Below are 24311 nucleotides of genomic sequence, written 5' to 3' on the forward strand. Positions count from 1 at the left end.
CCGACGCCCGGCCAGGGTCGCGTTCGCACCCGGCCGGCGTTCCGCTTCGGTCCGATCTCGATGGTCCGACGCCCACTGATGGTCCTGACGACCGTCCTCCTGGCGGCGGCACTGGTGCTGGTCATGTGCGTGAACATCGGCCGAGGCGACTTCCCGCTGTCGATCGCGCAGGTACTCGACGTACTGCTCGGCGGCGGTTCGAGGATCGAACGATTCATCGTGATGGACCTGCGACTGCCCCGATCACTGACCGGGCTCCTCGTCGGGGCCGCCCTCGGCATATCCGGCGCGATCACGCAGTCGATCTCCCGCAACGCCCTCGCCAGCCCGGACATCCTGGGCATCACCGCCGGTTCCAGTGCCGCGGCAGTCGCACTGATCGTGCTCGGCGGTGGCGGCAGTTTCAGCGGGCTGCTCGCCACCCTCGGCCTTCCTCTCGCTGCACTGATCGGCGGGGTGCTCACCGCGATCGCGATCTATACCCTCGCCTGGCGCAAGGGCGTCGACGGGTTCCGCCTCATTCTGGTCGGAATCGCCGTCAACGCGATGCTCACCGCGGTGATCGGCTGGCTGCTGATCAGCGCCGATATCAACGATGTTTCCCGTGCCCAGGTCTGGCTCAACGGGTCGCTCAACGGAGCCGATTGGGGCGCGGTCTGGCCGGTGGCCATCGCAGTCGTCCTCGTCGGCGGCGGAACCGTCGTCGCGACGTTCACACTGGGTGCCCTGCGGCTCGGCGACGACAACGCACGATCGCTCGGTGTTCGCCTGCAACACAGTCAGGCCATGATGCTGCTCGCTGCCGTCGCACTCGCCGCGATCGCGACCGCCGCCGCGGGGCCCATCGGATTCGTCGCGCTCGCCGCTCCTCAGATCGCGCTGAGGGTGCTGCGAACGCCCGGCCCGCCGATCATCGCGTCGGCACTGCTCGGTGGATTGCTCGTCGTGGCAAGCGATCTGATCGCGCGCACGATTCTGCCGGTTGAGCTTCCGGTCGGCATCGTCACCTCGGCCCTCGGCGGACCGTTCCTGCTCTACCTACTCGTTCGCAGTAATCGAAAGGCCTCCGTATGACAACCAGCCACACCTCGCGTCTGATCGCGAACGATCTGAGCCTCGGTTACGGCGACCGCGTCATCGTCGAGCACCTCGATCTCGAGATCCACACCGGGGTCATCACCACGGTCATCGGACCCAACGGCTGTGGAAAGTCGACGCTGCTGCGTTCGCTCGGCCGTCTGCTCAAGCCCAAGGCCGGCAGCGTGATGCTCGACGGTCGGGCCATCTCTTCGATGAAGACCAAAGAAGTGGCACGCACCCTCGGGATGCTGCCTCAGGCACCGACCGCTCCCGAAGGACTGACCGTCGCAGATCTCGTGTCGCGAGGTCGTCACCCGCACCAGTCGTGGATCAGGCAGTGGAGCTCGGACGACGAGGCCGAGGTGGCGAACGCACTCGAACTGACCGGAGTCGGTGACCTCGCCGACCGACCCGTCGACGAACTGTCCGGTGGCCAACGGCAACGCGCGTGGATCTCGATGGCACTGGCCCAGGGCACCGACATCCTTCTGCTCGACGAGCCGACCACCTACCTCGATCTGGCGCACTCCATCGAGGTCCTGGATCTCGTCGACCGCCTACACGACGAACTCGGCCGCACCATCGTCATGGTCCTGCACGATCTGAACCTGGCGATTCGCTACAGCGACCGGTTGATCGTGATGAAGCAGGGCCGGATCGTCACGTCCGGCAGGCCACAGGACGTCATCTCCGAGGAACTGCTCCTCGACGTGTTCGGCCTCGAAGCCGCCGTGATCGACGATCCGATGTCCGATCGTCCCCTCATCGTTCCGATCGGCACCCGGCACGTGTACGGGTCGGTCGGTGGACCCGTACGGTCCGAGAGTCACACCACCGCAGGTGCTTCCACCGAGCGGTAGCGCGCAGTCTCACCGCTCGATCATCGTGCGCACCAGCTTGACACCCTGACCGATCGACACGTCCGGCAGATATGCCCGGCCGATCGCATTGCCGATGCTGGGCAGTGCGGCCGGATCCGCGAAGGTCATGTGCATCGGCTCGTAGCGAGGCTGGAACTTCGACTTGAACGCCAGTAGGGAACGGAATCCGTAAACGGGTTCGAGCGTGCGTCCGAGAACGTCCAGCAGCCGCTCGAGCAGCCCCGACAGCGTCGACTGCTCGACACTGGAGACGTGTTCGGGTTGCTTCTCGTCGACCTTGGCCAGGGGTGCGCCCGAGAGACTGAGGAATCGGGCCCCCTCCTGCTCGAGCAGCAGAGCGGCCGATGCGATGAGGAACTCCATCGTGGGCCGGAAGCCCTCGGATCTGCGTCTCATGAAGTCGAGCGTCCATCCGACGATGACGCCGTCCTCGTACACCGGCATCCACGAGGTCACGCCGTGCACGGTCCGGTGCTCGTCGACGGCGATCAGGCACCGCACGTTCTCGTCGTCGACCTCCTCGAGACCGCCGAGGGTGAAGCCCATCTCGGGCATGCCCTTGTCCGCGACCCATTCCTCCGAGATCGCAGTGATCTGGTCCGTGATCGCCAGCGGAGCAGAAGGAAAACGAATCCACTCGGCGACGACGCCGGCCTTCTTCGCTCTGTTCAAGGCAGTCCGCACGTCCTGGAATCGCTTGCCGGTGAACGCAATTCCGTCCAGGTCGAGAACCGTTTCCTCACCGACCTGGATTCCACCCCAACCGAGGGAGTCGGTGATGCGGCGGACCTCGGGAGTGACCGAGTAGAAGCACGGGATCCAGCCGTTCTCGGACGCGAACTCGGCGAAGTCGACGACGTTGTCCCGCAAGGACTCCCGCGGACCGACGGGATCGCCGGTGGTCAGTGCCACGCCGGAGATGACCCGGTAGGCGACGTAGCTGCGACCGTCCGGACCGAACCAGTACTTGTTGCCGCGCCAGGTCGTCATCCACGACAGAGCAGACCCACTGCTCGACATGAGCAATCCGCGAGCGCGTTCGGTGGCGTCGGTCTCGGTGCCGTACACCGGGGTGAGGAACGTGCTGGCGGCGAGCACACAGACCACCACCCAGAACACCACGCCGGTCCACTCGAAGAGCAGGGTCGTCGGCGTGCTCTGCGGTAGCAGGGCGGGTTCGAGCCACTGCAGGTAGACCGGGGGAACCAGTCGTTGCGGGAAGTCCACCAGCAATCCGCCGAAGGACGGTGAATCGGCGAAGCCATCACGGGCCAGATATCCACCGATCGAGTAGATCAGGGCGAGTCCGACTGCCACTCCGACCACCGAGCCCGCCCATCGACGGTAGGTACCCGAAGGTGCCGAGACGTCGAAGAACTTGCGCGTGACGATCAGGACCAGCAACACGATCAGTGGCAGCAGGAACGGCACCGCAGTGCGGTACGCCGTCGGCGATTCCAATCCGTAGAACAGGGACTGGTCGTCACCGGACTCGAGGAACCGGATTGCGAAGTTGGCCACCGACAGTGCGAGCAGAATTCCCTGCGAGACCACCGCCATCGCCCACGCGAAACGCCTGCCTCGACGCAGGCCGTCACTGACCACGAGCAGGAAAAGGGACGGCATGATGCTCAGGATCGTCGGACCGACTCCCCCGAGTCTGAGATCGAGCAGACCACGACGGCATTCGACCGGATCGGTGGTTGCGTCGGCGCAGATTTCGCGCACCTCGGCCGCCGTGTACGGAACCCCCCGCACCACATCACGAAGTACAGCGAACGGCCCGACGGCATTGGGACTCAGGGCCGCCAGCACCGGGCCGAGGGCGCTCGCGGCGACGATCAGCGCAACCAGCACTCGGCCTTCGCGTTGGGTACCCGCCAATCGAGGGCCCCGTGCCGATCGGCCGACGATCCACGGGCCCACGATCAGACCGATCACCGCCGCAGCGAGCCGAACGACATCCTGCAGGTGTCCACCGAACAGTGCCAACGTCACCAGCAGGGCCAGCACACCGACGCGGATTCGCCTGCGCCACAACGTATCCATCCGCGAGGTTGCGACCAGGACCACACCGAAGATCCAGGTCGTCGGGCCCACAGCGGTTCCGACGTGCAACCGGAATCCCCAGTCCGCGTCGAAGGTCTTGGCCAGGACCGCGAGACCGAGGCCGAACAGCGAACCGGCCACCTGCGTCACGAACGCGGCGACGGCGAAGCGACGCGATCCGATACGCCGCTCGATCGGTGCGGCGGCGAGCAGCACCCCGACCGTGGCCACCACACAACCGGCGATGTCGGGTGCCGCCAGACCCGAGGTGAGCGGGGTCCACAGGTGCCAGTGCTCGAACGGCATGATGCCCACGGCGAAGTACTTGTCCATCTCGCCCCGGTTGTCCACGACCGCAGCGACGATCCCCATCACCCAGACGACGGCGAGCAAAGCGAAACTGACCGGTGCTCCCACGGCACCGAACACGATGAGCGCCCACACCCGCCGCAGCTGGCGCATCACGGCAGACGCAGCCGATCTCAGTGACTCGGCGCGCTGGGACATCCACGACGGTTCGGCGGGTGTGGGTGGTTCGGCGTCCGCCGCGGACGGTCGTTCCGGATCGGTCACGTTCACGAAATCAACCCTGTTCTCGTTGCCAGCCACGGCAGCTCGCGTCGGAGCCCCTCCGACCACACCGCGAAGCTGTGTCCGCCCGGAACCTCCACGTACTGCACATCCATTCCGGCAGCCTTCGCCGCGTTGTACATCTCTTGCTGACCGGGTTTGTAGTCGTTGTCGTCCGACCCCACGACGAAAATCCCGGCCGAATCGGGGTACTGACGCGATTTCAGCAGGTCGAGTGGGTTCACGGCAGCAAACGCTGCCGGATTTCCGCCGAAGGCCTCCCGGACGGTGCGGTCCCTGTCTCCGAGACTGGGCTCGGTCTGACCCGACAGGTCGAGGAAGGTGGGATAGACGTCAGGATGGTTTGTCGCCATCTGGATGGAACACGTTCCGCCGTAGGACAGTCCACCGATCGCCCAGTGTCGTCGATCCGGATCGACCTGAAGAGAACTGTCGATCCAGTCGGGTACGTCGCGCGAGAGGTACGTGTCGACGTTGCCCAGCGGTGAGTCGACGCACAGCGGGTTGTCGATCGGCGAACCGGTGCCGTCGGCCACGACCACAACAGGCGCGAGGCCGGCGTGGTCGCGGGCGAAGTCGTCCATCGTCTCGGCGAGCTTGCCGCCGTTGAGCCAGTCCTCCGGGTCGCCCGGCTGCCCGGCGAGGAGTACGAGTACCGGCAGCAGCGGACGTGGATCGGAGAAATAGGCAGGGGGAAGGTATATCTGCGCGTCGCGGGCAGAGAAGTTCGACGCCGTGGCCGGGATGGCAGCCGAGGTGATCCGTCCTGCGGACGGCATTCCTGCCGGTGAGGTCCATACGGAATCGAGCGGCGTTCCGGTGACGGTCCGAGAAACCGCCGCAGGCACGTCGGAGAACTGAATGCGGCTCGCGGATTCGACCCCCAGTGCAGTACCCACGGTCGGATACGCCTCGAACTTCAGGTTGATGTTCAGCGCCGAGACTGCGACAACGAGCACGGCCGCGACGACCGACGCGAACGTACCCACAACCCCGTGCGCCGCGACCGAACGTGGGGTCACCGCGAACAGGGACGCGAGGCCGACCCCGATCCAGACATAGATGGACGTCTCGATCGGATCCGGGAGTGGTCGCCACACCTTTTCGACGATCAGGTAACCGATCACGGTGACCACGACGGCCGCCGTTGCCGCAATCGGGAGCCCACGCGTCATGTACCGCCGCGAGCGGGAGACGAGCAGCCACACACCGCCGAGTACTCCGGCGACGACAACGATGACAGGCAACGGTCCGTCGATCAAAGAAAGGGAATCGAACCAATCCACGTGAGAGCTCCGCTCGTCTGACGGATTCGGACCGAGATGCGGCACGAACTACCGTCAGAATATTCGTCCGCGACACCGCGTCGATGGTGACCCGCCGAAATCCGGCAGCGGCGACTATGACCGAACGCACACTGCCTCGGCGGTCGGTACTACCACGAGTAGTACGCATCCGCGTCGGAGTAGCCGTAGACTCGGACGAATGGCTGGTCTTGGTGAACTAGAGCGCGCAGTGATGGACCATCTGTGGGAGTCGTCGGATCCCCAGACCGTTCGACAGGTCCACGAGGCACTTGCGACGCATCGCGAACTCGCGTACACGACGGTGATGACGGTGCTGCAGCGACTCGCGAAGAAGAAGCTGGTCGTGCAGCAACGCGACGACAGAGCGCACCGGTACGCACCGTTGCACGGCCGCGACGAGCTGGTCGCGAGCCTCATGGTCGACGCGCTGTCGCAGGCACCGGCATCGGGTGGACGCGCAGCGGCACTCGTGCACTTCGTCGGTCAGGTGGGGGCCGACGAAGCCGCCGCCCTCCGTGAGGCGCTGGCCGCGTTGGAAGTGGCACAATCGACATCGAAGTCCCCTTCGGCTGGAGATGGCCGTCCGACGGACTGACGCTCGCGGCAGTAAGTGAGGACATGAACTCGACGACTGCGCTGGTATTCGCAGTACTCGCGCTGATCCTGGCTGGGCCGGTTCCGGCAGTGCTCGCTCGCGCGAGCTGGCCGTACCGGTCACCGCGCGCGGCGCTCGTGCTGTGGCAGGCAATCGCTCTCGCAGCGGTGCTCTCGGCTTTCAGCTCCGGTCTCGCGATCGGCGGACTGTTGCTGGTCCCAGGACCGGACGGTCGCCCCACCACGGCACCCACCGACGAGATCGACGCGCTCGGTCTCCCCCTGTGGATCCTCTACGTCGTCGTCCTCGCCATCACGCTGGGTATCGGTGCCAAGCTCATGTTCTCGGTCGTTCGGGTAGCGGTCAGAACCCGTCGTCGACGATCCAGGCATCGCGTGCTCGTCGATCTTCTCGATCGAAGCGACTTGGGCGAGAACCCTTTTCGTGGTCTTCGCGATGCAGATATCCGCGTACTCGACGCGGCCGAACCGATCGCGTACTGCCTACCCGGTCTGCGTCAGCGGGTAGTTCTCAGCCGGGGAACGTTGGCCAGCCTTTCCGAGGCGGAGATCACCGCCATCCTCAGTCACGAGCGGTCGCACCTGCGCGCCCGCCACGACCTGGTCCTCGAAGCGTTCACCGCCGTCAACGAAGCGTTCCCACGGATCGTCCGCAGCAAGTCGGCACTCGGCAGTGTGCAGCTGCTGGTCGAGCTGCTCGCAGACGACTCGGCAGTCAAGGTCACCGGGCCCACTCCGTTGGCCAGGGCACTGGTCACGTGCGCCGGGTCCACCGCACCGCGTGGCGCGATGGCGGCCGGAGGTCCGCACACCCTCATCCGTGTTCAGCGCTTGAGCGGCCCGGGCAGCGATGTGCGCATCGCCGCGGCCGCCTACGCGGCGGCCGTCGTGATCCTCGTTCTTCCGACGATCTACGTGGCCATGCCGTGGCTGGAGGAACTGAGCAAGCTCGTCGGGTGAGTCCGTACGCGATCGGGGTCGCACAGGTCACATCGACTCGACTCGAACAATTCGCGCTGCGTCCCGTACAGTAGAGACCGGTCGCCATCGCGACCTAGCAATCGAAATGGCACAAACAGCCCCACTTTATGCAGTTCTCATCTGCATTCTGATGGCCAGGTGACAGTGCCCTGGCTCGTATCAATGTGTTCTGGCTGTTTTTCGTGTTTCCCGGTTCTTCGGGTGCTCTCAGCTTCGGGCTTATTGGCGTGCCCGTAATCCGGAGAGGCTTTACTGCGTGACCCACGCTGTTTCCAACACACCCGTTTCCACCACTTCCGACACCACGGCAGTCCCGACGCCCGCAGCGGCACCGGCCTTCACCTTCGCCGATCTCGGACTGCCCGAGGCAGTCGTCGCCGCATTGGCGCGCAACTCGATCACCGTGCCCTCCCCCATTCAGGAGAAGGCACTTCCCGACGCGATCGCCGGTAAGAACGTCCTCGGTCGTGCGCAGACCGGCTCGGGCAAGACCCTTGCCTTCGGCCTGCCGATCCTGCAGCGCCTGTCGCTGCACACCGACCGCCCGGCTGCCAAGCGCCCGCGTTCGCTCGTGCTGGTCCCCACCCGCGAGCTCGCGTTCCAGGTCGTCGAATCCCTCGCTCCCTATGCCAATGCCCAGGGCCTGCGAGTCATGCCCGCCGTCGGCGGCACCCCGTTCAACAAGCAGGTCGAGCAGCTCCGCCGCGGAGTCGATGTCCTCGTCGCCACCCCGGGTCGCCTCGCCGATCACCTCCGTCAGGGCACCTGCATCCTGGACTCCATCGAGATCACCGCGCTCGACGAGGCCGATCAGATGGCCGACATGGGCTTCCTGCCCGAGGTACGTGCCGTCCTCGCCGATACTCCGGCAGACGGACAGCGCATGCTGTTCTCGGCCACCCTCGACCGTGAGGTTCAGTCGCTGGTACGCCAGTTCCTGCCCGATCACGTCGAGCACTCCACCCAGGACGGCAAGGCCAGCGTCCGGACCATGGATCACTACGTGCTCATGGTCGACCGGGGTCAGAAGGATCTGGTTCTGTCCGAGATCGGTGCCCGCGAAGGCGGCCGCACCATCATGTTCGCGCGCACCAAGCTTGGCTGCGACGGAATCACCGACCGCCTGCGTGCGCTCGGTATCGCCGCGGAGTCACTGCACGGCGGCAAGGCACAGAATCAGCGCACCCGCGTTCTCGAGCGCTTCAAGAACGGCCGTACCCCCGTCCTCGTCGCTACCGACGTTGCCGCTCGCGGCATCCACGTCGACGGTATCGACCTGGTCGTTCACGTCGATCCGCCCGCAGACCACAAGGATTACCTGCACCGCGCAGGACGCACGGCGCGCGCAGGCGAGAAGGGCACCGTCGTCGCGATCGTGCTCCCCAACCAGCGTCGTCAGGTTCTGCGTCTGACCGGGATGGCCGGTGTCAAGGCCACCGCCGTCAACGTCTCGCCCGGTTCGGCCGAGCTGAACAGCATCACCGGGGCGAAGAAGCCGACCGGTGAGCCCCTGCGCGCCGAGTCCGCTCCCCGCGACCGGAACAGCCGTCCCGGATACCAGGGATCGAATCCCCGTAGCGGCGGTGGATACCAGGGCTCCAACCCGCGCAGCAGCGGTGGATACCAGGGCTCCAACCCGCGCAGCAGCGGCGGATACCAGGGCTCCAACCCGCGCAGCAGCGAGGGCTACCAGGGTGACCGTCCCCGCACCGGATACCAGGGTTCGAGCCCGCGTAGCGAGGGCTACCAGGGCTCCAACCCCCGCAGCAGCGGCGGATACCAGGGCTCCAACCCGCGCAGCAGCGAGGGCTACCAGGGCGATCGCCCGCGTCGCTCCGACTCGAGCTCGTACCGTGGCTCCGACAACCGTCGTCCCGCGTCCGGCCCCCGCCAGGACGAGCACCGCTCCGGAGGCTTCCGCAGCCGCACGGAACGCCGTTCGTACGACGGTTTCGACGGTCCGGCTCGCAGCCACTGATCGGTTCGTCACCGTGAGGTCGTGATCCGACCTGAACTGCACCAACGGGTGCCGCATTCTTCGCGAATGCGGCACCCGTTGTCGTTGCCGGGGGGTTGGCTCGCGCGAAATCTCTCGGCAGGGAAAGCTGTCGGTATGACCTCAGCAGCAGAACCGACAGAACTGGCTCAGATCGGAGTCACCGGACTCGCCGTCATGGGCTCCAATATCGCCCGCAACTTCGCCCATCACGGCCACACCGTCGCATTGCACAACCGCAGCGTCGCCAAGACCGATGCCCTGATCGCCGATCACGGCACCGAGGGCACCTTCATTCGCACCGAAACCATCGAGGAGTTCGTCGCCGCTCTCGCGAAGCCGCGCCGAGTGCTCATCATGGTCAAGGCAGGCGACCCCACCGATGCGGTGATCGAGGAGCTTGCAGGCGCGATGGAGGAGGGCGACATCATCATCGACGGTGGTAACGCCCTGTACACCGACACCATCCGTCGCGAGGCGGCCATGAAGGAGCGCGGATTGCTCTTCGTCGGTGCCGGTATCTCCGGCGGCGAAGAAGGCGCTCTCAACGGACCGTCGATCATGCCCGGTGGTCCGGCAGAGTCCTACAAAGCCCTCGGGCCGCTGCTGGAATCCATCGCAGCACAGGTCGACGGCACGCCGTGCTGCACCCACATCGGACCCGACGGCTCCGGCCACTTCGTCAAGATGGTCCACAACGGCATCGAATACGCCGATATGCAGCTCATCGGTGAGGCGTACAACCTGTTCCGCGATGCCCTCGGCTACACGCCGGCTCAGGTAGCGGACGTGTTCACCGAGTGGAACAACGGTGATCTGGAGAGCTACCTCGTCGAGATCACCGCCGAGGTTCTCCGCCAGGTCGATGCAAAGACCGGTCAGCCTCTCGTCGACGTGATCGTCGACGCCGCGGAGCAGAAGGGCACCGGTCGCTGGACCGTCAAGGCGGCCCTCGACCTCGGCGTTCCCGTCACCGGTATCGCCGAGGCGGTGTTCGCTCGAGCTCTGTCGGGGTCACGCGCTCAGCGCAAGGCAGCCGTCGGGCTCGCCTCGGGAACACTCGCCGACAAGCCCACCGACGCCGAGCAGTTCACGCACGACATCAGTCGGGCTCTGTATGCGTCGAAGATCGTCGCCTACGCACAGGGCTTCGATCAGATCGCCGCGGGCAGTACCGAATACGACTGGAATCTGCATCCCGGTGACCTCGCCACGATCTGGCGCGGTGGCTGCATCATTCGCGCTCGGTTCCTCGATCGCATCAAGGACGCGTACGACGACAACGCCGAACTGCCGAGCTTGATCCTGGCCCCGTACTTCCGTGATGCCATCGAGAACGCCATCGACAGCTGGCGTCGGGTCGTCATCACCGCGGCCTCGTTGGGCATTCCGGTCCCCGCGTTCGCGTCCTCGCTCTCCTACTACGACGCGTTGCGGGCAGAGCGTCTACCTGCCGCTCTGACCCAGGGACAACGGGACTTCTTCGGTGCGCACACCTACGAGCGAACCGACTCGGAAGGGAAGTTCCACACTCTGTGGAGCGGCGATCGATCCGAGATCGAAGCCTGACCGACGATCGTGCGCCGGTGGCGCTGCGTGCATCACGCAGCGCCACCGGTGAGACGTACCGGAAACCCGGTCAGACGGGCACCGGCCCGAGGACCGGCTGGACCACCGTCGACGGGATGCCCTCCCACGGCAGTGCACCTTCCAGGTCCTTCCACACCGCCTGTACGGCACTGAAGCAGCCTGTGCCGTACACGTCGGATGCCGTGTACAGGATGTCCGCACAGTCCGGAACATCGATGGTGAATATCTCGAATCCCGCGGCAGAGCAACCGATTCCGGCTTCGAGTTCCAGCATCCCCGAGGCCACCGACGCGCCGAGTGCGTTGAGTATCCGAGAGGATTCGGTCGGCCCACGCCCCGTCAGGACTATTTCCGGACTCCCGAAATCGGTGAGGCCGACGGTGTAACAGAACGCCGGGTGGATTCCGTCACGGTCGACCTCGGATTCGACGTATTGCAATGCCCACCCGAATTGCTCCATGGTGCGCCTGACGTCTCCGATGTACTCGTCGACGCCGAAGCCCTGACACATCTTGCACATAGCTCCCCCACACTCTGCGTGCGATCGCCCCCTCGGCAATCACTGTGTCGAACGCCGATCGAACATGCGTTCTACCCCGAGTATTGCGCGGGGCACCGACAAGACGATTCCGACGCCTGGTCGACGCAGCGGTAGGGTCACATCCATGCCGGGTCAATCCGTTCGATCGTTCGCAGAACTGGGACTGCCCGTGGTTCTCGTGCACTCACTGAGGAAAGCGGGTGTCTCCGAGCCGTTTCCGATCCAGTCCGCCGCCCTGCCCGATGCGCTTGCCGGCCGCGATGTGCTCGGCCGTGCTCCGACCGGATCGGGGAAGACTCTCGCATTCGGGCTACCACTGCTCGTGCGGCTCGCCGGCCGTCGCAGTGAGCCCGGTGCACCGCGTGGACTCGTCCTGGCTCCCACGCGCGAACTTGCGCTCCAGATCCAGGAAGTGCTCGACGTCCACGGTGCGACATTCGGCCTGCGCAGCGTCGGTGTGGTCGGCGGCGTTCCGCTCGAGCGCAACGTTCGAGAGATCCAGCGCGGAATCGACATCGTGGTTGCCACCCCCGGTCGCCTCAACGACCTGCTCGCGCGACGCTCGATCACGTTGAATCGCGTGGAGGTGACCGTGATCGACGAGGCGGATCGCATGGTGGACATGGGATTTCTGCCTCAGGTCGAGTCGCTTCTCGCCGCGACACCGGCCGTCGGCCAGCGGCTGCTGTTCTCGGCGACCCTGGACGAGGACGTCGACCGCCTGGTCGCGAAGTTCCTGAACGATCCGGCCGAACATTCCACGGCGGAGTCGGTGAGCGAGCCCGACATTGCGCACTACGTGTTCAGGGTCGATGCTGCCCGCAAGACCGAAGTGGCTGCCGCACTTGCCAACAGAGACGGTCGCACGTTGCTGTTCGTCCGCACCACTCACGCGGTCGACCGACTCACCGACGACTGTCGCCGGCTGGGCGTATCGGTATCGTCGTTTCACGGCAACAAAACTCAGGCACACCGCACACGTTCGCTTGCCGCTTTCGGCGACGGCGCATCGACCGCGCTGATCGCGACCGACGTCGCGGCACGCGGGGTTCACGTCGACGACGTCACCCTCGTGGTCCACGTCGACCCACCGTTGGATTCCAAGGACTACGTGCATCGCGCAGGCCGCACTGCACGCGCCGGAGCCAGCGGAACCGTCGTGACGTTGGCCACCGCCGAACAGCTGGATCACGTGTGTGCGATGGCAGGCGACGCCGGTGTCTCGGCAACGGTGGTCGACACCGAGACCGATCCCACCTCGTGGCGTCGTCTGACCGGGGCGCGTACACCCATCGGCAGACCGCTGCCGGCCGAGGCTGCGGAATCACCCGCACCTCGTGGTTCACGACGCGGTGCCGCACCCGTCCGACACGAGCGAAGCGGGCGGGCCGGAGGCAGGCGGGGCGGCAGCAGAGGACGACGCGGGTGACGGCCTCCTGGTTCTCGATCGCGCTCGCCCTGGTTTCGGCATTCCTGTTCGCCTGTGCATCGGTGGCACAGCAGAGCGCCGCAGCATCGGTTCCCGAGGGAACGTCACTGCTCTCGGCCCTGATCCGAAGCCCGAGATGGTGGGTGGGCGTACTCGGCGACGGGGGCGGCTACGCGGTTCAGATCGCTGCGCTGTGGGTCGGTTCTGTCCTGGTCGTACAGCCCTTGCTGGTCACCGCCTTGCTGTTCGCCCTCCCGATGTCGGCGAAATTGGCGGGCCGGGCACTCCCCGCCTCGACGTGGGTGCTCGCATTTCTCCTGGCTGCGGCCCTCGCGGTGTTCATCGTGGTCGGCGATCCCAGCGAAGGTGACACCGACGCCCCTCTGTCCGACTGGATCGTGCCGCTGATCATCGCCGCGGTCGTGATCGGTGGCGCTGCGGTGGGTGGTGTCCTGGTCAGAACTCCCGGCGCGCGGGCTCTGTTGCTCGGAGCCGCGGGGGGCTTGCTGTTCGGGTTGGCTGCGGCTCTGACGAAGTTCGTCACCGATCTGGTCGAGAGCGACCTGCTCGGTGCACTGGCCGCCTGGCAGACCTACGCCCTGGTGGGATCAGGTGCTCTCGGGTTCTACCTGCAGCAGCGCGCATTTCAGGTCGGCCCCCTGTCCGCGTCGCTACCGGCCGTCACGATAGGCGAGCCTCTCGGCGCGGCGTTCATCGGCATCGCGGTTCTGGACGAGCGAATCAGAACCGACGGGGCTTCCCTCGCCATCATCGCCGTGGCGGTGTTCGTCATGGTCGTCACGACGATTCGACTGTCGCGGACTCAGGCGTCGACCCGCATCGAAACGGAGACGGTGGACGGGGCGTCGGCCCCACCGATTGCGACCGACCGGTAGTCTCGATCAACGTGCAGTTCCTCGATGGTCACCGACCGCCCTACGATCTCACCTACGACGATGTCTTCCTCGTCCCCAACCGAACCGACGTCACGTCGCGGTTCGATGTCGACCTGAGTACGGTCGACGGTTCGGGAACCACCATTCCGATCGTCGTGTCGAACATGACCGCGGTGTCCGGACGGCGCATGGCCGAAACCGTCGCACGCCGCGGAGCGATAGCAGTGATCCCACAGGATCTCCCCACCGAGGCCGTCGCCGAGACCGTCGCATTCGTCAAGAGTCGTGACCTGATCGCGGACACACCTGTCGTCCTCGGCCCCAACGCGTCCGTGTCCGACGCCCTGGCCCTGATGCACAAGCGTGCACACGGGTCGGTTGTGATCGTCGAACACGGCAAGCCGATCGGAGTGGTGTCCGAGAGTGCCTGCGCCGACGTCGACCGATTCGCGCGGCTCAGTTCCGTGGCGTCGGCCGACTTCGTGCGCGCCCCTCGCCACGCGTCGCCCAAGGAAGTCTTCGAGCTGATGGAGGCGGCACACGCCCACCTTGCCGTCGTCGTCGAGAACGATGGCTCCCTCGCAGGTGTCGTGACCAGGACCGGCGCCATTCGGACCGGTATCTACGCGCCTGCAGTCGACGCGTCGGGACGCCTCCGTATCGCTGCCGCGGTCGGCATCAACGGCAACGTGGCCGAGAAGGCGACCGCACTGGTCGAGGCCGGAGCCGATGTGCTCGTCATGGACACCGCTCACGGGCATCAGCAGAAGATGCTCGAAGCCCTCGCTGCCGTGCGCTCCCTCGATCTCGGCGTTCCGCTTGCGGCAGGCAACGTGGTGTCCGCCCAGGGCACGCGTGATCTGGTGCAGGCGGGGGCGGACATCGTCAAGGTCGGCGTCGGGCCAGGAGCGATGTGCACGACACGCATGATGACCGGCGTCGGACGCCCCCAGTTCTCGGCTGTTGCCGATTGCTCCGCTGCGGCGGCCGAACTCGGGGCGTCGGTGTGGGCCGACGGCGGTGTGCGCCATCCTCGTGACGTTGCACTCGCACTGGCTGCCGGTGCCGCGAACGTCATGATCGGCTCGTGGTTCGCCGGCACCTACGAGTCGCCCGGCGACCTGCGAGTGGACGCATCGGGCAATCGGTACAAGGAGAGCTTCGGCATGGCGTCCAAGCGGGCCGTTGCCGCCCGTACCGCCACCGACGGGGCATTCGACCGGGCTCGCAAGGCCTTGTTCGAGGAGGGCATTTCCAGTTCGCGGATGCGCCTCGATCCCGATCGGCCGGGTGTCGAGGATCTGATCGATCACATCTGTGCCGGAGTTCGCAGTACCTGTACGTATGCCGGAGCCCGATCGCTTCCGGAGTTGGCCGAACGAGCGGTTCTGGGAGTCCAGTCCGCCGCCGGATTCGCCGAGGGACGGCCCCTGCCCTCCGGGTGGTGACCGTCGGGCACGGTTAGACTCACCAACAGCACACACAGTTGTTCGCGCTCGCCACGCGTCGGAAATTCGAGCATTCGATTGCCGACGCGCGCCGAACGGTCGGTTCCGCACGGAGTGGGACCACAGCGCGAACCGGACAGAAGGGAATCAGGTGCCCGAGGCACCCACTATCTCGGTTGCCGTCGCGGCAACTGCGGAACAACACGACGACGGTTCCACTTCGGAGGGATCCTCTATCGAGCCGGGAGAGAAACCCGGCGACACAGATTTCGGCAGCCACGCGCACTCCGGCGGCGCGATGCTCCTTTCCCAGCTTCGACGGTCCCGGCTCAGGCGGAGTTGACGCGTGGCACTTCTTCTCACCATCGTCAGCCTGCTCGGTTTCGTCGCCTTGACGGCAGGAACCGCGCTGTTCGTCGCGGCCGAGTTCTCCCTCACTGCTCTCGAACGCAGTGCAGTCGAGTCACAGGCAGCGAACGGCGACCTGCGCTCCCGCCAAGTTCTGCACGCCCACAAGACACTGTCCTTTCAGCTGTCCGGCGCCCAACTCGGCATCACCATCACGACACTGATCACCGGCTATCTCGCCGAACCGGTACTGGCCGGCTTCATTCGACCCGTGGCCGACGCGTTGGGCGCATCCGAGACCCTCTCCGCAGGCATCTCGCTCGCGGTGGCTCTGATCCTGGCCACCTCGTTCTCGATGATCTTCGGTGAGCTGGTTCCCAAGAACATCGCCATCGCGAAACCGATGTCGACCGCTCGTGTCACCGCCGGTGCGATGGCCGGGTTCTCGCTGGTCTTCAAATGGGCCATCAACGGGCTCAACGGGTCGGCGAACTGGCTGGTACGCCGGCTCGGGATCGAGCCGGCCGAGGAACTGAGATCCGCGCGGTCGCCGCAGGAACTGGGTTCACTGGTCCGCACGTCGGCACGGCAGGGATCGATCGACGAGAACACTGCCCGACTGGTGGATCGGTCGTTGCAGTTCGGTGATCGCACGGCCGAGGAACTGATGACGCCACGAGTGAAGATCGAAACGCTCGCCACCGACGCGACCGTGGCCGATCTGATCGAAACGGCTGCGCGAACCGGCTTCTCGCGGTTTCCGGTGGTCGACGGCGATCTGGACGACACCATCGGCGTCGTTCACATCAAGCATGCGTTCACCGTCGCCGGATCGCACCGTCGCTCGACGACGGTCGAGTCTCTGGCACGCGACGTACCGGTCGTACCGTCCAGCCTCGACGGCGATGCGGTGATGGAACGGGTGCGCGCCGACGGCATGCAGGTCGCGCTCGTCGTCGACGAATACGGCGGTACCGCGGGCATGGTCACGATGGAGGATCTGATCGAGGAGATCGTCGGTGACGTGCGCGACGAACACGACGAGCCGGAGCTCGACGTCTCCAGGTCGGGCGACGGATGGGATTGCGCAGGCCTGCTGCGTATCGACGAGGTCGCGTCGGCCACGGGGTATTCCGCGCCGGAGGGCGAGTACGAAACCATCGGCGGTCTGGTGCTGACCGAGTTGGGTCGCATTCCGACCGAGGGGGACGCAGTTCTGCTGCCTCCCCCGGCCAACGAGGATCCGCTCGAACGAGACGGCGGTTGGGTGGCACGGGTGATCCGTATGGACGGACGCCGCATCGACCGGGTGGTGCTCCTGCCCGTCGACGCGGCAGCGGTGGCTCGGATGAGATCGGACGGTGAGATCGATGGGTGATTTCCTCGGAGTCGGTCTCGCCGTTCTGTTGCTCGCAGGCAACGCATTCTTCGTCGGTGCCGAGTTCGCACTGATCTCGGCCCGGCGGGATCGCCTCGAAGCTCTGCTCGCGCAAGGCAAGAAGCGCGCGCAGAGTGTCATCGAGGCCGGTCAGAACCTGTCGCAGATGCTCGCTGCTGCCCAGCTCGGTATCACGATCTGTTCGATTCTTCTCGGTCGTGTGGCGGAGCCCGCGGTGGCACACCTGATCGAGGTTCCGCTCGAGGCAGTCGGCATTCCCGAGTCCTTCCTGCACCCGATCGCCTTCGCCATCGCGTTGACGCTCGTGGTCGTGCTGCACATTCTCATCGGCGAGATGGTGCCCAAGAACATCGCCATCGCGGGCCCGGAGAGCACTGCGATGGTTCTGGTGCCCATCCATCTGCTGTTCATCAAGGTGGCGCTGCCGCTGATCTCGTTCTACAACATGTGCGCCAACCTGACCCTTCGACTGCTGCGGATCGAACCCAAGGACGAGCTGAGTTCCTCGGTGTCGGCGGTCGAGTTGTCGCAGATGATCGGCGAATCACGATCGGAAGGATTGATCGACGCCGAGGAGCATCGACGATTGCGGCAGGCGCTCGAGACATCCGGCCGGACGGTGGGTGAAGTTCTGATTCCCTCGCACCAGGTTCGCAGTATCGAGTTGTCCGGGCCCGACCACACCCTCGGACCCACTCTCGGCTCCGTCGAACGTGCTGTCATCGAAACGGGATTCTCTCGCTATCCGGTTCGCGACGCCTCGGGGGCACTGGTGGGCTACCTGCACCTGAAGGACGTCCTCGACGACATGGCCGACGAGTCGGCAGGACCGGACACGGTCATTCCCCGCAGCGATGTGCGGGCGCTACCGGTGGTCTCCATCGACACGGTGCTCGACGACGCATTGACCAAGTTGCGTCGGGCCAGCAGCCATCTCGGTGCCGTGCACGACGCAACCGGTGCCACGGTCGGCATCGTCGCCCTCGAGGACCTGGTCGAGGAATTCGTCGGTACGGTTCGAGACGGCACCCACCGAGTGGCCGGTCCTCGTCCTGGTCAATCGTCGTCCAGCGTCGAGTCCACGCCCGCTCCCCCACGGAACGTGTGAATGTCGGACTCGACGTTGCTGCGCGAGGAGCAGTGGATCACTCGTCGCGCTGCGCATGCAGCGCGGGTGGAGAACCTGGTCGGTGACTATCTGACCGACCGGGGTCACGGCGGCGTTCATCCGGTTCTCGACTTCCTGTTCACCTATTACAGTCATCGCCCGGGTCAGCTGCGCCGGTGGAATCCAGGCCACGGCGTTGTCCTCACCGGTGATAGTGCGCACGATTTCGCGGCGTTCGCGTCCTACGAGCAGGTGGACACCGACGACGGCCCGGGTTTTCGGGTGCGGTCGGATCTGGTGGAGCGACGACGATCGAGTATCGAATTCACCCTCGGCCTGCTCGCCGCCACCCGGGAAAAGCCCCCGGTGCTCGGCTGTTTCGGACTGCACGAGTGGGCGATGGTCTATCGCGGGGGTACCTCGGCACAGCGTCACGACCAGGTGCCGTTGCGTCTCGGACACGACGGAACCGATGCCGTGGTCGATTCGACGACGTTGCGCTGCACCCACTACGACGCCTTCCGGTTCTTCACCCCCGATGCTGCGCCGCGCAACGCTCTTGCGCTGTCTCCGGATTCGCGTCTGACATCCGAGCAACCCGGTTGTATCCATGCCTCGATGGATCTGTACAAGTGGTGCTACAAGCTGGGGCCACTGATCGATTCCGAGTTTCTCACCGACTGCTTCGAGCTGGCTCTGCACGCGCGAACGATCGACATGCGCGCGAGTCCGTACGACCTGAGCGACTACGATCTCGAACCCATTCGGATCGAGACCGCGGCCGGTCGCGCGGAATACGTGCGTGCGCAGGGAGAATTGTCGAGCGAAGCGGCACCTCTGCGTTCGGCGTTGATCGCTCGATGCCAGAATTTACTGATCGGCGGCGAGTTCGGCGTCGGACCTACCGCCGAGTAACATCGACAGCGTTGTCGTGGGGACACCGGTCAGCCGGTGTCCGTGACCGGAAAGAGTGAGGAATTCATGACCGATCGTGTGCAGGCTGGTGGACTTCAGGTCGCCAAGGTCCTATTCGATTTCGTCGAGAAGGAGGCGCTGCCGGGTACGAACGTAGATTCGGATGCCTTCTGGGCCGGTGCTGCGTCGGTGATCGCCGATCTCGCTCCCAAGAACAAGTCGTTGCTGGCTGTCCGCGACGAGATCCAGGGCAAGGTCGACGCCTGGCACGGCGAGCACGCAGGCCCGAACTACGACCGAGCCGCGTACAAGGCATTCCTGAAGGAGATCGGCTACCTGCTCGACGAGCCTGCCGACTTCCAGATCAGCACCTCCGGTGTCGACACCGAGATCACGACCACTGCAGGACCGCAGCTCGTGGTGCCGGTGCTCAATGCCCGGTTCGCGATCAACGCGTCCAACGCACGGTGGGGCTCGCTGTACGACGCCCTCTACGGAACCGATGCCATTCCCGAGACCGACGGAGCCGAGAAGGGCACCAGCTACAACCGGGTCCGCGGCGACAAGGTCATCGCCTTCGCGCGGGACTTCCTGGACGAGGCGCTGCCCCTGAGCTCCGGCTCGCACGTCGGCACCACCGGATACGTCGTCGACGCGGCGTCGCTGACGGTGACTCTCTCCGACGGCAGCACGGTCGGGCTGAAGGATCCGTCACAGCTGCTCGGATACCAGGGCACCCCGGACGCGCCGTCGGCAATCCTGTTCGTGCACAACGGCTTGCACTTCGAGATCCAGATCGACCCCGAGAGCCCGATCGGCAAGACCGACGGCGCAGGCGTCAAGGACGTCCTGCTCGAGTCGGCTGTCACCACCATCATGGACTTCGAGGATTCCGTCGCTGCAGTCGATGCGGACGACAAGGTCCTCGGCTACCGCAACTGGCTCGGTCTGATGAAGGGCGATCTGACCGAGGAAGTCTCCAAGGGTGGCAAGAGCTTCACTCGTGCCATGAACAAGGACCGCACCTACACCTCGGTCGACGGTTCCGAACTGACACTGCACGGTCGCTCGCTGCTGTTCGTCCGCAACGTCGGTCACCTGATGACGTCGGATGCGATCCTCGATGCCGACGGCAACGAGGTGCCCGAGGGAATTCTCGACGCACTGTTCACCTCGCTGGCCGGTATGCACTCGCTGACCTCGGACAACGTGCTGTCCAACTCACGCACCGGTTCGCTGTACATCGTCAAGCCCAAGATGCACGGACCGGACGAGGTCGCGTTCACCGCGGAGCTGTTCGGCCGTGTCGAGCAGGTTCTCTCGCTGCCGACCAACACGCTCAAGGTCGGCATCATGGACGAGGAACGCCGCACGACGGTCAATCTCAAGGCGTGCATCCAGGCCGCCTCCGAGCGGGTCGTGTTCATCAACACCGGCTTCCTCGACCGCACCGGCGACGAGATCCACACCTCGATGGAGGCAGGTCCCGTCGTTCGCAAGGGCGCGATGAAGGGCGAGAAGTGGATCGCCGCCTACGAGGATTTCAACGTCGACACCGGCCTGGCTGCAGGCCTCGAAGGCAAGGCCCAGATCGGCAAGGGCATGTGGGCCATGCCCGATCTGATGCACGACATGCTCGAGCAGAAGATCGGCCACCCCAAGGCCGGGGCCAACACGGCGTGGGTTCCCTCGCCCACCGCGGCGACCTTGCACTCCCTGCACTATCACAAGGTCGATGTGTTCGCCCGTCAGCACGAGATCGCACAGGCCAAGCGCGCCACTGTCGACGACATTCTCGAAATCCCTCTCGCGCCGTCCACGGACTGGACCGTCGAGGAGAAGCAGAACGAACTCGACAACAACTCGCAGTCGATCCTGGGCTACGTGGTGCGATGGATCGACCACGGCGTCGGGTGCTCGAAGGTTCCCGACATCAACGACATCGCACTCATGGAAGACCGTGCGACTCTGCGCATTTCGAGTCAGTTCATCGCGAACTGGCTGCGCCACGGCATCGTCACCGAAGACCAGGTACGCGAGTCGCTGAAGCGGATGGCCCCGGTGGTGGACCGTCAGAACGAATCCGATCCGACGTACAAGCCGTTGGCTCCCGAGTTCGACACCAACATCGCCTTCCAGGCTGCCAGTGACCTGATCTTCCAGGGCACGAGCCAGCCCAACGGCTACACCGAGCCGATCCTGCATCGTCGCCGACGGGAGTACAAGGCCGTCAACGCCTGACGGACTTGTCGATCACGTGGGTGAACATCGGAACACAGGGCGCGGGCGTTCGATAGCCGCCGGACCCGTGATCGTCGTGATAACGATCGCGGTGCTGGTTGCGGCCGTGTTCGGATGGTTTCAGCTGCGGGATCGCATCTTCGATCAAGGGGTCGAAGCTGCCGACACCTGTGTGGAGGGATCGGCGGTGCTCACTGTCGCCGCCGATCCCGACATCTCCGGGCCTGTCGAACAACTGGCTGCTCGATTCAACGACACTGCACCGGTGGTGCGGGATCACTGTGTGACGGTGCAGGTTCGAGCGACGTCTTCGGACGCCGTGCGGACGGCGTTGAACGCCGGTATCGACAACTGGGACGTCGAAGCACTCGGTGCTCGGCCGGGCCTGTGGATACCTCAGTCCTCGGGCGACGTCGAAGCCGTCACCGACAGGGGTGCCGTCGACGGCACCCCGCGGCCACTCGCGACGAGTCCGGTCGTACTCGCGGTGCCGTCTGCTGTGGCCGATGCTCTGACCACTGTGAGCTGGGCCGACCTGGTCCGACTGCAACGCGACCCACAGGCACTCGGTCTCGGCGAGTGGGGCGCACTCCGTCTCGCCCTTCCGACCGGATCCGATTCCGGCGCAACCACACTCGCGGTCGCCGCGATCGCTGCCGGGGTACGCGGCGATCCGACCACTGCACTGACCCTCGAACAGGTCTCGTCGAGAGAACTGATCTCGGCCGTGTCGGAGCTGGCTCTCACCGACACCGGTGCCTCCGCGACGTCCGCGTCCACCACCTACGACGCGCTCGCGGCCCTCGAGAACGCGCCCGGCCCCGACGGCCCCGTCCACGCGGTTCCGGTCACCGAACAACAGCTGGCATCGACCGATTCCTCGACGTTGACCGTCGTCGAGCCTCAGGGCCCCGCTCCCGTTGCCGATCATCCCGCGGCCGTGCTCTCCGGTGATGAGACATCGACCCGGGCTGCCGCCGCGTTCGTCGATTTCGTCCGGCAGCCGGACGGTGCGCAGTTGCTCACGGAGGCGGGCTTCGGCGTCGGCGAGACAGTGAACGCGGACGCGGTCACTGCTCCTTCCGGACCGGTCGCCGACGCACTGCTGGCCGTGTTGCGAAATCCGGTCCTGCCGCGCCGCGCCACGGTACTGCTCGACGTATCGGAGTCGATGGGCACCACCGAAGGCAGTGCAACTCGGCTGCAGAACACGGTTCGCGCCCTCGACGAGCAGTTCCAGCGAGTGCCCGACTCCACCGAGCTGGGCCTGTGGAGCTTCAGCGAGGATCTGGACAACTCGCTGCCTTTCCGAGTGGATGTCCCCACCGGCCCGATGACGGTTCCGGTCGGAGCCACTCCCAGACGCGCAGCACTCTCCACCACCGCGGCGGCGTTGACGCCGGCAACCGGGTCGTTCACGTACGCGTCCGTACTGGTCGCGTATCTCGACGCCGTCGCCGGATACGTTCCCGGCCGCGTCAATTCCGTCGTGCTGATCACCGACGGCCCGGACGACTCCTCTTTGTCCATGGAGGATTTGCTCACCGACCTGACCGCCGCGGCCGATCCGGCGCGTCCGGTCGCGGTGAACATCGTGCAGATCGGGGACAACCCGGATGTGTCCTCGTTCGACGACATCGCCGCCCAAACCGGCGGCACCGCGGAAGCAGTATCGACATCGGATTCGCCAGACCTCATCGATCGACTCGGAAAGTTGCTGTACTAGAACATGTCTCGTGTACTTTTTGTCGGCGTCTTCTTACTCCTCGTCACCCTGTTTCTGCACTGGCGATTCCTCTCCGTGACCAGGATGCCGACTCGTCCCAAACGGGCTGTCGATGCCGTGCTGGCGCTCCTGTGGCTGTGTGCGGTGATCGGCTTCGGCAGCGGCGTCGCATTCGATCCGTCCTGGGCACGGGGCCCCGCGTTCGTCGGCCTCAGCTGGCTCGCCGTCGTGCTGTACTTGTTCCTGGGAACGCTTCTGGTGGCCGTGGTATGCACCGTCACGAGAGTGGTTTTCGCTGCGAGGCATCGTGATTCGTCCGCTGCTCGACTGCGTGTGTCGAGGATCGGCTCGGCGGCGGTGGCACTGGTCAGCGTGGTCGCAGTGGGGTACGGACTCGTCGAGGCGGCAACTCCGCGTGCGACGAACACCGACGTCGCACTCGACCGGCTACCGACCGAATTCGACGGAGTCCGAGTGGCGTTGGTGTCGGATCTGCATGCCGGTCCCTCCCGCGGCGCGGACTTCGTTCAAGAGGTCGTCGATTCGATCAACGCCCAGAATCCAGATGTCGTGCTGCTCGACGGCGATCTCATCGACGGCACGGTTGCTCTGGTGGGAGCAGATCTCGAGCCGCTCCGCGACCTCGACGCCCCGCTCGGTGTGTTCGCCGTCAGCGGCAATCACGAGTTCTACGCGGGCGACGGCGGCGAATGGCTCGACTTCTGGTCGACGCTCGGAATCGACGTTCTGCGCAACGAACGCGCGACGATCACTCGTGGCGACGCTGCAATCGATATCGCCGGCATCAACGACGCCACCGCACCGGCCCCGTACGAACCCGATCTCGCCGCGGCATTGGACGGGATCGATCCCGATCGATTCGTACTACTGATGGCACACCAGCCGTTGCAGGCAGTGGAGGCATCGGACTTCGGAGTCGACATGCAGGTGTCCGGGCACACGCACGGGGGTCAGATCTGGCCGATCCGTTATCTGGTGCCGCTACAGCAGCCCAGTGTCGAAGGGCTGGACACGATCGGCAACACCACGCTGTACACCACCCGCGGCGCGGGTGCGTGGGGTCCACCGGTCCGCGTCGCCGCTCCGCCCGAGATCGCGATGCTCGAGCTCACCCGGGGCTGAAGCCTCCGAAGCGAATACGACAGAGCC

The 24311-nt window shown here is 65.5% G+C and carries 18 protein-coding genes; 15 read left to right on the forward strand and 3 right to left on the reverse strand.

Features of this window, described 5'->3' with window-relative positions; translation table 11 throughout:
• Positions 1-60 precede the first annotated feature (60 nt).
• Both CH271_RS18630 and CH271_RS18635 read left to right on the forward strand, forming a co-directional pair.
• Positions 61-1074 (forward strand): FecCD family ABC transporter permease, encoded by a 1014-nt coding sequence (locus tag CH271_RS18630; protein ID WP_358372084.1) that lies wholly within the window; start codon positions 61-63, stop codon positions 1072-1074.
• Positions 1071-1940, forward strand: coding sequence for an ABC transporter ATP-binding protein (locus tag CH271_RS18635; RefSeq protein ID WP_037189260.1), 870 nt, complete (start codon positions 1071-1073; stop codon positions 1938-1940). Before CH271_RS18630 ends, CH271_RS18635 begins: the two co-directional genes overlap by 4 nt.
• Before the next feature lie 9 nt (positions 1941-1949).
• Here the strand turns inward: CH271_RS18635 and CH271_RS18640 are convergent, their stop codons facing one another.
• Complete coding sequence (locus CH271_RS18640; RefSeq protein ID WP_373453584.1) at positions 1950-4517, reverse strand: bifunctional lysylphosphatidylglycerol flippase/synthetase MprF; 2568 nt, start codon at positions 4515-4517, stop codon at positions 1950-1952.
• Between the two features lie 68 nt (positions 4518-4585).
• Positions 4586-5887, reverse strand: a complete 1302-nt coding sequence (locus tag CH271_RS18645; protein WP_094634607.1) for an alpha/beta hydrolase — start codon at positions 5885-5887, stop codon at positions 4586-4588.
• A 199-nt stretch (positions 5888-6086) separates the two neighbouring features.
• Between CH271_RS18645 and CH271_RS18650 the strand changes: the two genes are divergently transcribed.
• The 4 genes from CH271_RS18650 to gndA all read left to right on the forward strand — a co-directional run bounded on the left by CH271_RS18650 (position 6087) and on the right by gndA (position 11069).
• The gene (locus CH271_RS18650) at positions 6087-6503 is read left to right on the forward strand and encodes a BlaI/MecI/CopY family transcriptional regulator (RefSeq protein WP_032398122.1); all 417 of its coding nucleotides are present in this window, start codon (positions 6087-6089) and stop codon (positions 6501-6503) included.
• A gap of 23 nt (positions 6504-6526) precedes the next feature.
• Positions 6527-7483, forward strand: a complete 957-nt coding sequence (locus CH271_RS18655; protein ID WP_037189259.1) for a M56 family metallopeptidase — start codon at positions 6527-6529, stop codon at positions 7481-7483.
• 277 nt (positions 7484-7760) lie between these two features.
• A complete protein-coding gene (locus CH271_RS18660; RefSeq protein WP_037189258.1) occupies positions 7761-9482 on the forward strand; it encodes a DEAD/DEAH box helicase in 1722 nt (573 codons plus the stop codon).
• 135 nt (positions 9483-9617) lie between these two features.
• A complete protein-coding gene (gene gndA / locus CH271_RS18665) occupies positions 9618-11069 on the forward strand; it encodes an NADP-dependent phosphogluconate dehydrogenase (RefSeq protein ID WP_094634437.1) in 1452 nt (483 codons plus the stop codon).
• A 70-nt stretch (positions 11070-11139) separates the two neighbouring features.
• Here the strand turns inward: gndA and CH271_RS18670 are convergent, their stop codons facing one another.
• Complete coding sequence (locus tag CH271_RS18670; protein WP_256986446.1) at positions 11140-11601, reverse strand: DUF4262 domain-containing protein; 462 nt, start codon at positions 11599-11601, stop codon at positions 11140-11142.
• A gap of 154 nt (positions 11602-11755) precedes the next feature.
• On the opposite strand from CH271_RS18670, the gene CH271_RS18675 reads away from it, so the two are divergent.
• The 9 genes from CH271_RS18675 (at position 11756) to CH271_RS18715 (ending at position 24284) form a co-directional block, all read left to right on the forward strand.
• Positions 11756-13060 (forward strand): DEAD/DEAH box helicase, encoded by a 1305-nt coding sequence (locus CH271_RS18675; RefSeq protein ID WP_256986447.1) that lies wholly within the window; start codon positions 11756-11758, stop codon positions 13058-13060.
• On the forward strand, positions 13057-13956 hold the full coding sequence (locus CH271_RS18680) for a DMT family transporter (protein ID WP_094634439.1): 900 nt from the start codon (positions 13057-13059) through the stop codon (positions 13954-13956). The genes CH271_RS18675 and CH271_RS18680 overlap by 4 nt, the downstream gene beginning before the upstream one ends.
• An 11-nt stretch (positions 13957-13967) precedes the next feature.
• Entirely contained in the window at positions 13968-15404 is a 1437-nt protein-coding gene (locus CH271_RS18685) for a GuaB1 family IMP dehydrogenase-related protein (RefSeq protein ID WP_094634440.1), read from the forward strand.
• 346 nt (positions 15405-15750) lie between these two features.
• Positions 15751-17130: a hemolysin family protein gene (locus CH271_RS18690; RefSeq protein WP_094634441.1), complete on the forward strand. Its 1380-nt coding sequence runs from the start codon at positions 15751-15753 to the stop codon at positions 17128-17130.
• Entirely contained in the window at positions 17123-18259 is a 1137-nt protein-coding gene (locus CH271_RS18695; RefSeq protein WP_037189251.1) for a hemolysin family protein, read from the forward strand. Before CH271_RS18690 ends, CH271_RS18695 begins: the two co-directional genes overlap by 8 nt.
• Positions 18260-19174: a 3-methyladenine DNA glycosylase gene (locus CH271_RS18700; RefSeq protein WP_094634442.1), complete on the forward strand. Its 915-nt coding sequence runs from the start codon at positions 18260-18262 to the stop codon at positions 19172-19174. It abuts the gene before it with no gap.
• A 66-nt stretch (positions 19175-19240) separates the two neighbouring features.
• Positions 19241-21415: a malate synthase G gene (locus tag CH271_RS18705; RefSeq protein ID WP_094634609.1), complete on the forward strand. Its 2175-nt coding sequence runs from the start codon at positions 19241-19243 to the stop codon at positions 21413-21415.
• 67 nt (positions 21416-21482) lie between these two features.
• Positions 21483-23141 carry a substrate-binding and VWA domain-containing protein gene (locus CH271_RS18710; RefSeq protein ID WP_256986448.1) on the forward strand — a complete coding sequence of 553 codons (1659 nt, stop codon included), beginning with the start codon at positions 21483-21485 and terminating at the stop codon, positions 23139-23141.
• Between the two features lie 3 nt (positions 23142-23144).
• Positions 23145-24284, forward strand: a complete 1140-nt coding sequence (locus tag CH271_RS18715; protein ID WP_094634443.1) for a metallophosphoesterase — start codon at positions 23145-23147, stop codon at positions 24282-24284.
• Positions 24285-24311: the final 27 nt, after the last annotated feature.

Origin of the sequence: Rhodococcus sp. 05-340-2 (genome assembly GCF_002258915.1) — a bacterium.
Classification (GTDB): Bacteria; Actinomycetota; Actinomycetes; order Mycobacteriales; family Mycobacteriaceae; genus Rhodococcoides.

What these genes read in the sequence shown, in the direction of transcription:
- CH271_RS18700 (WP_094634442.1), top strand. Translation starts at nt 18,260, where the DNA reads ATGTCGGACTCGACGTTGCTGCGCGAGGAGCAGTGGATCACTCGTCGC.
- CH271_RS18695 (WP_037189251.1), top strand. Translation starts at nt 17,123, where the DNA reads ATGGGTGATTTCCTCGGAGTCGGTCTCGCCGTTCTGTTGCTCGCAGGC.
- CH271_RS18655 (WP_037189259.1), top strand. Translation starts at nt 6,527, where the DNA reads ATGAACTCGACGACTGCGCTGGTATTCGCAGTACTCGCGCTGATCCTG.
- CH271_RS18635 (WP_037189260.1), top strand. Translation starts at nt 1,071, where the DNA reads ATGACAACCAGCCACACCTCGCGTCTGATCGCGAACGATCTGAGCCTC.
- CH271_RS18705 (WP_094634609.1), top strand. Translation starts at nt 19,241, where the DNA reads ATGACCGATCGTGTGCAGGCTGGTGGACTTCAGGTCGCCAAGGTCCTA.
- CH271_RS18675 (WP_256986447.1), top strand. Translation starts at nt 11,756, where the DNA reads ATGCCGGGTCAATCCGTTCGATCGTTCGCAGAACTGGGACTGCCCGTG.
- CH271_RS18630 (WP_358372084.1), top strand. Translation starts at nt 61, where the DNA reads ATGGTCCGACGCCCACTGATGGTCCTGACGACCGTCCTCCTGGCGGCG.
- CH271_RS18715 (WP_094634443.1), top strand. Translation starts at nt 23,145, where the DNA reads ATGTCTCGTGTACTTTTTGTCGGCGTCTTCTTACTCCTCGTCACCCTG.
- CH271_RS18640 (WP_373453584.1), bottom strand. Translation starts at nt 4,517, where the DNA reads ATGTCCCAGCGCGCCGAGTCACTGAGATCGGCTGCGTCTGCCGTGATG.
- CH271_RS18650 (WP_032398122.1), top strand. Translation starts at nt 6,087, where the DNA reads ATGGCTGGTCTTGGTGAACTAGAGCGCGCAGTGATGGACCATCTGTGG.
- CH271_RS18670 (WP_256986446.1), bottom strand. Translation starts at nt 11,601, where the DNA reads ATGTGTCAGGGCTTCGGCGTCGACGAGTACATCGGAGACGTCAGGCGC.
- gndA (WP_094634437.1), top strand. Translation starts at nt 9,618, where the DNA reads ATGACCTCAGCAGCAGAACCGACAGAACTGGCTCAGATCGGAGTCACC.